Genomic DNA, 12,028 nt, shown 5'->3' with positions numbered 1-12,028 from the left:
CAGCTTTGAGCCTGTGTTACACTGCTTACCATATGTTAATGGACTAACGCTTTCATTTTTGTATTTTACGTAAAAGTGACACAAGCGATTTGTCACAGATTTTCCTAAGCTATTGTTCTAACACATGCCTGAAATAAAGAAATTACTCGATAATAACATCCGCTGGGCGGAGGCGACCCACGCTAAAGATCCGGCGTTTTTTGAAAAGCTATCCACTCAGCAATCTCCGGTTTATCTATGGATCGGCTGTTCTGATTCGCGTGTTCCCGCCAATCAGATTGTTGATTTGATGCCGGGCGATATCTTCGTACATAGAAATGTGGCGAACATGGTTATTCACACCGATTTTAACTGTTTGTCTGTCTTGCAATATGCGATTGACGTGCTGAAAGTAAAGCATGTGATTGTATGCGGGCACTATGGCTGTGGTGGTGTTGAGGCGGCTTTAAAATCCGATAAGATGGGTTTGATTGATAATTGGTTGTTACATATACGAGATATCGCTGCAGAACATGAAAGCGAGCTGAATGGACTAAGCCAGCATGAACGCCTTGCGCGCTTGTGCGAATTAAATGTGTTACAGCAGGCAGAAAATGTCAGGCGCACCAGTGTCTTTCAAGACGCCATCGCGCGCGGGCAAATCGTAAAGCTGCATAGTTGGATATACTCATTAACTAATGGCAAAATAACGTCTTTGCAACGCGATGAATGATACTAAAGGTGAAACGGCCGTGATAATGCACGGTACTCGAAAAGCTCTTTCTCTCGGTGAGTTCATCATATTAATGGCCTTACTTACCTCATTGGTTGCGCTAAGCATTGATGCGATGTTGCCGGCTCTTGATGTAATTGGTGCTGAGTTAGCGAGCACAAGTAATCAACAAACTTATCTCATTATTTCCTTATTTTTTGCCGGTATGGCACTTGGTCAATTATTTTTTGGTCCTTTTGCAGATGCCAGAGGCAGGCGACTCACCATACTTGTTGGCTTGATCATTTTTCTGATGGGTACTTTGCTGTGCTATTTGTCACAAAGCATGGAGAGCATGCTTATAGGACGCTTTATTCAGGCTATAGGGGTATCAGGGCCTCGGGTTGCATCAATGGCGCTCATTCGAGATTTATATGTTGGCGATAAAATGGCACGGGTGATGAGCTTTATCACCGTAATATTCATTTTGGTACCCATGATAGCGCCACTCATTGGTCAAGTTGTAATGCAAAGCGCAGGTTGGCGGCATATTTTCACTGTATTTGCGCTTGTTACACTCATCTCGGGGCTATGGTTTTTCGCTCGCCAAGGGGAGACGCTTCCCCGACACGCTCGCGCAAAATTTAATTGGCACCAATTTATGCGCTCTATCGCATTTTTAATTACGCATCCAGTTGTTATGGGCGCATCCATTGGCATGGGATGCATTTTTGGCGCTTTTTTAGCCTATCTCAGCGGCTCGCAGACAATCTTTCAAAGCATTTATGATACGGGAGAGTATTTCCCCTTACTATTTGCAACCCTAGCATTTTCGATTGGCGCGGCCTCACTTTTTAATGGCATGATGGTGGTACGTTTAGGAATGGTGAAGCTCATTTCTTGGGCTTTGGTATTAACGCTCTTATTTGCTACTGCCTTGCTTGTTCAAAGTCTTTTCTTCTCGGGTATACCGCCGCTTTGGTTATTCGTATCCACCATGTTCGTCGGGTTTTTCTTCATTGGTATATTATTTGGCAATCTCAATTCACTCGCCATGCAGCCCGTTGGTCATATAGCAGGTGTTGGCGCCGCCTTTATCGGTTCATTTACTAGCCTACTTTCAGTGCCTATTGCAGTATTCATCAACATGTTTTTAGATGCCAGCATTACGCCAATTGCCTATGGGTTTTTAAGTTTTGGTTTGCTGACCTATCTTTCGGTGCGCTTCGCACTGAGTAAGCTTTAAACGAAACTGAGGCAATTAAATGGAGGATTGATTATCCAAATGAGTATTAAACTTAGTCGCAAATTGTTTTATCGCTTTCTATTGATGTTTGTCGTTTTGAGCGTTTTACCCTTGATCGCTTTAAATCACGTCTATCCCAACTACATTTTTCTGGGTGTTATGATTCTCCCAGGACTTACAGTGCTTTGTTTTTTGTTGCTTGAGAACTTTTATTTCCAGCGTTCAAAACGCTAAAGCAATTTCCGACATATTGGATTTTGATTAGCTTAGGCCATGGCCCACTAAAACTCACCAAAGGCTAGCCACAAAAAAGCCCGGCCAAATTGACCGGGCAAAAGGAGCTTAGTTAAAGCACCTAACGACAGAACTGTTTACGCGCTGGTATATTTCAGCGCAATTGAGCGTATTTAAGAGGCTAAACGATTGCCTTCATGTCAGTCATATATCCTCGTAATACCTGGCCAATACTTTCAACTCCGTGACTTCGAATGGCTTTGTTTATCTCAACTAGCTGCTTGTTGTCCACCGCGTTGGAAGCGGAGTCAAAGCCTTTTCCGAGTTGTTCAGGTTTGAGCGCTGGCATGATGTGCTCCTGCAATAGCGGGATGGCAGCATTGGCGAACAAGTAATTGCCATATTCAGCGGTGTCTGAAATCACTACGTTCATTTCGTACAAGCGCTTTCTTGCAATGGTATTGGAAATAAGTGGTGTTTCGTGAAGCGACTCATAATACGCTGATTCAGGTAAAATACCGGCTTCTACCATTACGTCAAAGGCTAACTCAACACCTGCTTTAATCATGGCAACAATCAAAATGCCTTTATCAAAGAACACTTGGTCGTCAATTTTTCCATTGTATACAGGCGCTTGCTCAAACCCACTTTGACCGGTTTCTTCTCGCCATTTTAGTAAGTTAGCATCGCCGTTTGACCAATCTTCCATCATGGTGCGCGAGAATTCGCCGCTTAAGATATCGTCTTGATGTTTTTCAAAAAGCGGTCTCAAAAGTGTTTTTAGTTGCTCTGAAAGCGCGTAAGCTTCGACTTTCGCAGGGTTTGATAAGCGGTCCATCATGTTGGTGACGCCACCAATCTTAAGTGCCTCGGTAATTGCCTCCAGGCCATATTGAATCAGGGCAGCAGCGTAGGCTGGATCGATGCCGTCAGCGACCATTTTGTCATAGCCAAGAATGGCTGCGGCCTGCTGCATACCACACAATATCGTTTGTTCGCCCATCAGGTCTGATTTCACTTCTGCAACAAAAGAGCTTTCCAATACGCCTGCTCTATCACCTCCGGTAGCGCTAGCTAGGGCCTTGGCGACCTCTAATCCAATTTGTTGGGGATCGTTTTCAGGATGTACAGCAATCAATGTTGGTACACCAAACCCGCGTTTGTATTCTTCACGTACTTCAGTACCGGGGCATTTTGGCGCACACATGACCACAGTAATGTCACTGCGTATTTGCTGGCCTTCTTCTACGATATTAAAACCGTGAGAGTAGCTAAGCACTGCCCCTTGTTTCATTAGCGGCATAACAGCTTCAACCACGTTTGCGTGTTGCTTATCGGGTGTAAGGTTGTACACCAAATCTGCTGTTGGAATAAGCTGCTCGTAAGTGCCCACCGTAAAGCCGTTTTCACTGGCGCGCTTAAAAGAATCACGTTTTTCATCAATGGCGCTTTGTCTGAGCGCGTAGGCGATATCCAAACCTGAATCGCGCATGTTTAAGCCTTGATTTAGGCCTTGTGCGCCACAGCCCACGATAACAACAGACTTGCCCTTTAGCGCTTCACAGCCGCTGGCAAACTCCTCACGTTTCATAAAGCGGCATTGACCCAATTGGTCGAGCTGCTTTCTAAACGGGAGGCTATTAAAATAATTTGACATGTATATTAATTCCAAAATTTTGTGGTCGCTTACCGCGACGATGCGATTACTGTACAAAAATTGTGTGATTAATTAAATTGAATTATTTAAAAGAAAGTATTTCATTATATGAAAGTATAGGGTAAAACAAACAATGCAATGAGTTCGCAACGCAAGCCAATGCTCAAACTCGTGGAGTCATTTGCAAAACAATGGAAATACATCATGGACATAAAGAGCCTGAAACTCTTTCAACACTTGGCAAGCTCACTGAATTTCTCAAAAACGGCAGAGGCCATGTTTGTGTCTCCTCCCACACTTTCGAGAATAATTAATCGACTTGAAGATGAATGCGGCAGTGCTTTGTTTATACGCAATAATAGGCGTGTTTCCATTACTGCCTCTGGCAAGGCTTTGCTAGAGTTTGCCAATCAGACGCTGACACAATACGCATTAATGAAGCAAAGCATGCGCAGTCATGAACAAGCCTTATCCGGAGAGCTGTCATTTTACTGTTCGGTGACGGCGAGTCAAAGCTACCTGCCGACGATGCTCGACACCTTACATCAGCATTTCCCGCTGGTAGAAATTAAGCTCGACACAGGCGATCATGCCCTCGCACTAGATAAGGTAAGTGCGCGTCAAGCAGATTTAGCCCTCGCGATTTATACGCCCGATTTTCCGCAGCACGTAAGCTTTGCCGCTATTGATACGGTGCCGCTCGTATTAATTGTCCCTAAGAATATGGAAGTTGACCGTTGGCAAGACATGAACTGGCAAAAGGTCGACGCGATTCTGCCCGCGCGAGGACCATCAAAAAGAATCGTTCATCATTGGTTTGCAGAGCAAAATATTCGCCCAAAAGTGTATGCGCAAGTGTCTGGAAACGAGGCCATCGTGAGCATGGTGTCATTGGGTCTTGGCGTTGGCTTTGTGCCCAAAATTGTGCTTGAGAATTCGGTTGTTAAGAATAAAGTGCGCGCACTTAAAGTCACCAATATTGAGGCATATCACTTGGGTTTGTGCTATTTGAAAGAGCGAGCGCAAGAGCCCTTGCTAAAGAATCTCACTCAATTGTTGCTCAGTTGATACAGCAATCTGTCGAAGCTTCTAAAACTAAGCGCCTCAGCGAGATGAGCCTGCTCAATCGTCTCGCTCCCTGCCAAATCAGCAATACTGCGAGCCACTTTTAAAGTACGATGATAGGCGCGCATCGAAAGTCCTAAAGCATCCATCGCTTGAGTCACAAAGCGCTGATTCTCCTGATTTAATAAGCAAAATTGCTCTACGCTTTTATTGTTCAGGGCGCTGTTGAGCATATTTTGACGCTTGAGCTGTATGTGTTGAGCGCGCTCTACGCGTTGTTTCACAATGCTGCTGCTTTCGATATTTTTACCACGAGCAGCTGATGATTTGCGTATGGCATCCTCTAATGGGATGCGAGGCACGTTGACCTGAAGGTCGATGCGGTCAAGCAGTGGGCCAGAAATGCGGCTAAGATATCGCAAAATTTGATCTGCATTGGAGCGTTTGTCATCAACATCTCCAGTTGGACTCGGGTTCATAGCCGCGATGAGCTGAAAATCAGCGGGGTAGGTAATTTTTTGTGCGGCTCTGGACAAATTTATTTCACCTGTCTCAAGCGGCTCACGCATTACATCTAATACATGCCTGCCAAACTCAGGCAGCTCATCTAAAAATAGCACGCCTTTGTGAGCCAGCGTAATTTCCCCTGGGCGCGGATAGCTTCCGCCACCTACAATAGCCGCGGCCGAACTTGAGTGATGCGGTTGCCTAAAGGGCCTTTTGCGCCAATTGTTTGGGCGTATAGCTTCACCGCTAATTGAACGGATGCTTGCTACCGTCAAAGCATCCTCTTCGCTTAAATCAGGCATAATCGACAGTAAACGACTTGCCAGCATGCTTTTGCCGGTTCCCGCAGGCCCAAAAAATAGCAGGTTATGGCCGCCGGTGGCGCATATTTCTAATGCTCGTTTTGCATGCTGTTGGTCAATAATTTCATTGAGATCCCCGTAGTCTTGCTGTTGGCATTCGCCATCGTCGGATTGGGCTATTGGCAGCTCTTTTTTGCCGATTAAGTGCAAATACACGTCAAACAAATCATCCGCGCTAAGCACTGACGCTTGGGTAACAAGCGCCGCTTCACTGGCGTTAGTTTGAGGTAAGACTAACTGCCGATTACTCTTTTGCGTGGCAAAGGCCATTGGCAGTGCGCCATCAATCGCGCGAAGCTGACCAGAAAGCGCCAGCTCGCCTACAAATTCGAAGGCTTCTAGTTGAGTGGCGGGTATTTCTTCACTGGCGGCAATGATGCCAATTGCGATAGCTAGGTCAAAACGCCCGCCACCTTTTGGCAAATCAGCAGGAGCCATATTCACCGTAATGCGTTTGCTGGGGAATTCGAATCCCGCATTTATCATTGCGCTGCGCACTCGGTCGCGGCTTTCTTTCACTGTAGTTTCGGGCAACCCTACTAATTGAAAGCACGGCAATCCGTTGGATAAATGCACTTCGATAGTGACCAGCGGTGCATCTATACCGATATTTGCGCGAGTGTATACAACTGAAAGTGACATCCTTGTCTTTTTATCCTTGTTTAATCAACGTGGATAGTATCTCGCATAGGCATACGCATTGGTACGGGGCTTTGGTATGGTTTTTTCGCACAAACGAGTGATGCGAGCACACGATTTCTAAATTATAGTACCCACTCATAGCTTCAATTCATCGAAGTCATTTCTGTGCAGGCTGGAATGACATAGGTAGTAGTGCCACTTGAGGGAAGTTACGCAGTCACTCGCTATCTCACTTTGTACATTTCTCTATCTTAGGTGAAGATACATCTCTTCGTTATCCTTAAGCGAGTTTTCAGCAAAATATTCCATCGCATCAAAATAGTGTTTTGCCATGCCTTTTTGATAAGTTTCATAGATATCGACGACTACTTTGTCTTTTCTTCCCTCATTGCATATTGCCTTTACAAACTCGTAGTTTGCACCCTTAAAATCATCCATGGTTTTATAATACATACCATTCATAATTACGTAGGCCTCTTTCATCATCGTTTGCACTTTTTCATCGCTTGCAGGTAGATGGGTTACTTCCATATAATGTTTGTCCAAACATCAGCTCCTTCTTTGATATCTTGGACTTCATCATTTGGTATTTTGCCATAAGCTTCCAACACATCATCGCCGTGTTCATCCTGTTTGATTTCAGACTTCCACTCTTCAATTTTCGCTTCCGGTAACCCTTTAAGGATTGCATCCAAATTTTCTTCACCTTGTGTCATTTTGATTGATACCTCGATTCGTTTAATCATATCGTCGGTGCTTTCACGACGTCGTATTAGCAGCTCGTGCTGTTTTTGCAGAGCACTTAACAAGTCAAAGTTGTCAGCGTGAATGATGGTCGCAATATCTTCCAAACGCATATCCATTTGTCGATAGATAATGATTTGCTGTAACAATGCAGCATCGTAGTTAGAGTAAAAACGGTAGCCATTACTGTCCCTTTTAGCTGTCAGTAAATCTTTCTCGTCGTAGAAGTGCAAAGTACGCACGCTGACGCCACTTAATTTACTTAGCTGTCCGACGCTGAATTTGTTTTTCTCTGTTATTTTCACAATTGATTACCCATGCTTGTTATTGACTAACATGATTATCCTGGAGTATTACCTTAGGTGAGGGTCAAGCTATCTGAATAAATATTTTACTAGTATTTAATCGCTTAATTACCATACTTGCTAAGTTATTTTGATGTTTGCAAAAGTATGTATGTTGTCAATTCGCCAAGTTACCCTAGCCTTAACAGGATATATCAAACGCACGATCAGTTTTTTCCAGTTTATAGAGGCCTGTATCGTGAGGTCTGCGCTTGTAATGTAAAGCGCGACATTGTTATGAAAAGCTCGACCTATTTGTGATTGTTTGCGATGATTCTGCCAACCAAGACTTTATTATTCGCTAGAATTAGACAGGCAAGATGAGCACAGAATCAGGCGTAAGCCTCAAAAGCCCAGTATCCAAGCAAACAAAGCCCCTAAGCAAACAAGACTATTTAGTCAAAATTCTACAGGCGCCTATTTACGATGCTGCCATTTCGACCGATTTGGTCAAAATGCCAAGTTTATCTAAGCAAATCAAGAATCACGTTTTCTTAAAGCGAGAAGACCAACAGCCCGTAAAGTCGTTTAAACTCAGAGGTGCATATAACTGCATCGCTCAGCTTTCCGACGCGCAGCAGCAGGCTGGTGTAGTGACGGCTTCGGCGGGTAACCATGCGCAAGGCGTAGCTTATGCGGCTAATAGACTAAAAATTGCCGCCGTCATTGTAATGCCTGAAACCACCCCAGAAATTAAAGTGGATGCAGTAAAACATTTCGGGCAGGAATACGTCACCGTGGTGCAGCACGGGACCAGTTTTGACCAAGCCAGCGAGCATGCTAAAAGTCTCTGCGAAGCTTCCGGCATGACGATGATCCCGCCATTCGACCATCCTGATGTGATTGCAGGTCAAGGGACGATTGGCAAGGAAATTTTGGAACATATTCAGCATCTTGATTATTTATTTGTAGCAGTGGGCGGGGGTGGTTTGGCCGCTGGGATCTCCGTTTATGTTAAGCAAATTAATCCGAATATTCGCATTATTGCTGTGGAATCGGAGGAATCAGCGTGTTTGCAAGCTGCGCTTGAAGCAGGCAAACCGGTAACGCTGCCTAGCGTGGGTATTTTTGCAGATGGCGTCGCTGTAAAAACAATTGGTGAAGAACCCTTTCGACTATGTCAGCAATATGTGGACGAAGTCTTGAGTGTCAGCAATGATGAAATCTGCACGGCTATTAAGGATATTTTTGACGATACACGCGTCATAGCCGAGCCTGCGGGCGCACTGTCGATTGCCGCGATGCGAAAATACTGCAAACAACATGGTATTGAAGGCGCAAATATCGCAGGCATTTTGTGTGGCGCGAATATTAATTTTCACACTTTACGTTACGTATCTGAACGTTGTGAATTAGGTGAGCAAAAAGAGGCGGTGTTTGCGGTTAAACTCAAGGAAGAAAAAGGCGCTTTTAGAGCATTTTGCGCAACGCTTGGCGGGTTAAATATTTCAGAGTTTAATTATCGATTTGCCAATGAGCATGAAGCTCACATTTATGTAGGGGTGAAGCTCAGACGCGGTAAGCGCGAGTATGAGGCGCTGTTAAAACGACTGCGCGATAACGAATATCAGTGTTTTGATTTATCTGACAATGAGCTGGCTAAACTGCATCTTCGCCATATGGTCGGCGGTAAACCACAAGTAGCACTGAATGAAACCTTGTTTTCGTTTGCCTTCCCTGAGTACCCTGGGGCATTAATGCACTTTTTAGATACTCTTGGTGAGCAGTGGAACATTACCTTATTTCATTATCGCAATCACGGCGCAGCGCAAGGTTTAGTCTTGGTCGGTTTTGACATTAAAACCGGCGAACGGGCGATATTCGACAGTCATTTAAAGAGCTTAACTGAGGCAAAACACGGGTCATATTCAGCGCAAGAACATACGCAAGACCCGGCGTATCAATTTTTTCTGGCCTCAGATGTTAAGCCAGCTTAAATTTGCTCAAGATGCTGCATAATTTCTGGCCACACCAAGGGCGTTATTGCGTGTTTGAGTGCTAAGCTGCTCTCAGAGAAAGCCAAATTACCATCATCTTGATGATGCAAATGCTGGTTGTCCCGCAGGGCATTCACAAACGCACTAAGTACATTTTTGTCGTAGAATTCCGGTGAGCTCATTCCAAACAAGGCTGACATGCGCTCAGCAAGCGTTTGACTCTGTCGCTCAAGCTGTGCGCGGCCAATGACTTTCTCAGTCTCTAAAACATGCAGTACAATGGCATGACGCTGCCACGTTTCTTGCATCGCACGGCCTAATAACCACGAAGAGTGAAAGCGTTCGTCAGTGGCGGCCGGTGGGCAAATGAACTTGCCTTGCTGCTGCAACATACCCACCGATTTCATGTAATCGATAAGCTTTTCAGCATATTGCTTTGCTTCATCAGTACTTTGGTGCATAAAGTACTCGCGTTTGAGCAGCGGAAAGATAGTCTCAACAAGGCGAAGGATATCTGCTTTTTGCATTTTGAGGTTGGCGAACACCGCCCCCATGATCAGAGAAGGGATGGCGAACATATGCATCACGTTGTTTCGATAAAATGTCAGCAACACCGCACTGTCGTCTTTTGGAGAGACCATCTGACCGAAGCTATCTTCGCTTTGTTCAAAGCGGTTAAGGGCAAGGGTACGGTCAACTAAATTAACGGCAGTCTCGTCTGGCAAGGTGCAGTCTTCACTATAAGTGACGTGCTGAAACATATTAAGGTAGTCCTTAACACTTTTAACCAGCTCTTTTCTACTCATAATTTGGGTTTTAGACGAGAGTAAGCAGGTAGCCAAAAGCGCCGTGCCATTAATGGCAGCAGCTCGATTAATGCGCGTCATAATGGTGTCAGCTAGTTGATTAACCGCAGGCGTGAGCCATTTTGGTTTTTTGTCGTCTTCCATCTTATCTTTACGCCAGTCTTGCACACTTTCATCCAGAAACTGGTTTAGCTGAATAGGTTCTCCAAAGTTAACAAAGCCGTGGCCGTAGTTTTTGAGTTTGCGAATAGCAGAAAATACCTGTGTAGGGGACTCTTTCTTTTTTGTCTTTCCTTTGAGCTCTTTCATGTAGCTTTTCACTTCCATAACGTGCTCGTAACCAATATATACCGGTACTATCGATACGGGTCTGTTTATGCCTTTGGTCATCGCTTGCAGCGTCATTGCTAGCATGCCGGTCTTAGGTGGCAGTAAACGCCCGGTTCTGCTTCGTCCGCCTTCAGGAAAATACTTAACTGAGTAACCTTTATTAAATAGTAATTCCAGATATTCGCGAAACACCGCTGTGTAGAGCTTGTTTCCGGCAAAACTACGCCTCAAAAAGAACGCGCCACAACGCCTGAAAATGCCACCCGCAGGCCAGAAATTAAGATTAATTCCGGCAGCAATATGCGGCGTCACCAAGCCTTCATGATAAATGACATAGGTGAGCAGCAAATAATCCATATGACTGCGGTGGCAAGGTACATATATGATTTCATGGCCATTTTGTGCAAGTTCTCTCACTCGTTCAGCATGACCTACATCAATGCCGTCATATATTTTGTTCCAGATACGAGTGAGTACGCGATCGCCAGTACGAATCAAACCTTCACGATAATCTGCGGCAATTTCATCTATGTACTTGACCGCTTTACTTCGCCCAGCCTCGTAACTGCTGCCTTTTTGTTTAACTTCATCAGAGATAGTCTGTTTAACCGAATCCGCGCCCAATATGCTGTTATAAAGCGTACTGCGTTCTAATAGGGTGGGGCCACTTAGAGTCTGTCGTTTACGCTGAAAATGGGTTCGCGCCACACGCACCAGCTTCTGCGCAATTTGCTTATCGCTGCCGTGCAGCTCGGCCATTTGTTTGGTGGACACTGCTGGCGAATATGACACAAAATTGTCACGCCCAAAAAACAAGACGATCATTAACTTGCGTAGCCAGTTAGGTGAAGCTTTGCTGGCTAAAAGTTGAGCAAAACCACTTTTTTCCTTGCCAGCGGAGCGTCCCCAAGAAATAAAGACAGGCAGGATTTGTAAATCTAATTCAGGATGCTCACGGTGAATATGGAAGTATTCAGTAAACACATCTTCTATTGATGTCTTTGCAATTCGACGCGTAAATAGACTTTGCGGACGAGTTAAAAAGTAACGACGCTTTCGCTCCTTGCCTTCAATCTCGATGCCATCATAGGGGCTCGGCAAGCCAAGCGCCTGGGTGGATTTGTGAAGCGCAAGTTGGTCGGCAAATGATTCTGTCGGCAATAGATATAAAATAGGTCGGTTTTTATCGATACCTAACTCTTTCTCAATATCGGCCGGTACACTTTTAACAGATATCAGCCACCCGATAGCCTTTGAAATAAGAAAACGAAGAGCGTTGCCAAGCGCTTGCATAATGGCTCCTAAGCGAATCAAGACGCAAATATTAGCACGCTTTTGCTCGCTTATACTTAAAATAGTCTGGATAAAAAATGCGCCGTTGTTGTTTCACAGTGCAATCACGGTAGCTCAAGCGCATGACAGCGCGCCATTGAAGTCGCTTAAGATTTGCTCAAAGCAGTTGT

9 protein-coding genes are annotated in these 12,028 nt (G+C 44.9%); 4 read left to right on the top strand and 5 right to left on the bottom strand.

Annotated elements, in window-relative coordinates; genetic code table 11:
* Positions 1–124: 124 nt before the first annotated feature.
* Together can and PN836_RS12450 are read left to right on the top strand one after the other, a co-directional pair.
* Positions 125–712, top strand: coding sequence for a carbonate dehydratase (gene can, locus PN836_RS12455; RefSeq protein WP_395338767.1), 588 nt, complete (start codon positions 125–127; stop codon positions 710–712).
* Entirely contained in the window at positions 705–1,937 is a 1,233-nt protein-coding gene (locus tag PN836_RS12450) for a multidrug effflux MFS transporter (RefSeq protein WP_395338765.1), read from the top strand. The genes can and PN836_RS12450 overlap by 8 nt, the downstream gene beginning before the upstream one ends.
* A 415-nt stretch (positions 1,938–2,352) precedes the next feature.
* Here PN836_RS12450 and ilvC read toward each other — a convergent pair whose 3' ends face one another.
* Positions 2,353–3,828: a ketol-acid reductoisomerase gene (gene ilvC / locus PN836_RS12445; protein ID WP_395338763.1), complete on the bottom strand. Its 1,476-nt coding sequence runs from the start codon at positions 3,826–3,828 to the stop codon at positions 2,353–2,355.
* A 204-nt stretch (positions 3,829–4,032) separates the two neighbouring features.
* Between ilvC and ilvY the strand changes: the two genes are divergently transcribed.
* A complete protein-coding gene (gene ilvY, locus PN836_RS12440; RefSeq protein ID WP_395345636.1) occupies positions 4,033–4,896 on the top strand; it encodes an HTH-type transcriptional activator IlvY in 864 nt (287 codons plus the stop codon).
* Here the strand turns inward: ilvY and PN836_RS12435 are convergent.
* From PN836_RS12435 to PN836_RS12425, 3 genes are all read right to left on the bottom strand, one after another.
* The gene (locus PN836_RS12435) at positions 4,878–6,404 is read right to left on the bottom strand and encodes a YifB family Mg chelatase-like AAA ATPase (RefSeq protein WP_395338761.1); all 1,527 of its coding nucleotides are present in this window, start codon (positions 6,402–6,404) and stop codon (positions 4,878–4,880) included. The genes ilvY and PN836_RS12435 overlap by 19 nt on opposite strands.
* A 246-nt stretch (positions 6,405–6,650) precedes the next feature.
* On the bottom strand, positions 6,651–6,950 hold the full coding sequence (locus PN836_RS12430; protein WP_395338759.1) for a hypothetical protein: 300 nt from the start codon (positions 6,948–6,950) through the stop codon (positions 6,651–6,653).
* The gene (locus PN836_RS12425) at positions 6,926–7,453 is read right to left on the bottom strand and encodes a MerR family transcriptional regulator (RefSeq protein ID WP_395338758.1); all 528 of its coding nucleotides are present in this window, start codon (positions 7,451–7,453) and stop codon (positions 6,926–6,928) included. Before PN836_RS12425 ends, PN836_RS12430 begins: the two co-directional genes overlap by 25 nt.
* Before the next feature lie 359 nt (positions 7,454–7,812).
* On the opposite strand from PN836_RS12425, the gene ilvA reads away from it, so the two are divergent.
* Complete coding sequence (ilvA, locus tag PN836_RS12420) at positions 7,813–9,429, top strand: threonine ammonia-lyase, biosynthetic (protein ID WP_395338756.1); 1,617 nt, start codon at positions 7,813–7,815, stop codon at positions 9,427–9,429.
* Here ilvA and plsB read toward each other — a convergent pair.
* The gene (plsB, locus tag PN836_RS12415) at positions 9,426–11,858 is read right to left on the bottom strand and encodes a glycerol-3-phosphate 1-O-acyltransferase PlsB (protein WP_395338754.1); all 2,433 of its coding nucleotides are present in this window, start codon (positions 11,856–11,858) and stop codon (positions 9,426–9,428) included. The two genes, ilvA and plsB, sit on opposite strands and share 4 nt — an antisense overlap.
* Positions 11,859–12,028 lie beyond the last annotated feature (170 nt).

It is taken from the genome of Ningiella algicola (assembly GCF_028401415.2).
Classification (GTDB): Bacteria; Pseudomonadota; Gammaproteobacteria; order Enterobacterales; family Alteromonadaceae; genus Glaciecola.
The sequence above is the reverse complement of the archived record's forward strand: the minus strand, read 5'-3'. Positions and strand labels throughout refer to the sequence as shown.

Coding starts and splice junctions, on each gene's coding strand:
- ilvY (WP_395345636.1), top strand. CDS start 4,033: ATGGACATAAAGAGCCTGAAACTCTTTCAACACTTGGCAAGCTCACTG.
- PN836_RS12435 (WP_395338761.1), bottom strand. CDS start 6,404: ATGTCACTTTCAGTTGTATACACTCGCGCAAATATCGGTATAGATGCA.
- plsB (WP_395338754.1), bottom strand. CDS start 11,858: ATGCAAGCGCTTGGCAACGCTCTTCGTTTTCTTATTTCAAAGGCTATC.
- can (WP_395338767.1), top strand. CDS start 125: ATGCCTGAAATAAAGAAATTACTCGATAATAACATCCGCTGGGCGGAG.
- ilvA (WP_395338756.1), top strand. CDS start 7,813: ATGAGCACAGAATCAGGCGTAAGCCTCAAAAGCCCAGTATCCAAGCAA.
- PN836_RS12450 (WP_395338765.1), top strand. CDS start 705: ATGAATGATACTAAAGGTGAAACGGCCGTGATAATGCACGGTACTCGA.
- ilvC (WP_395338763.1), bottom strand. CDS start 3,828: ATGTCAAATTATTTTAATAGCCTCCCGTTTAGAAAGCAGCTCGACCAA.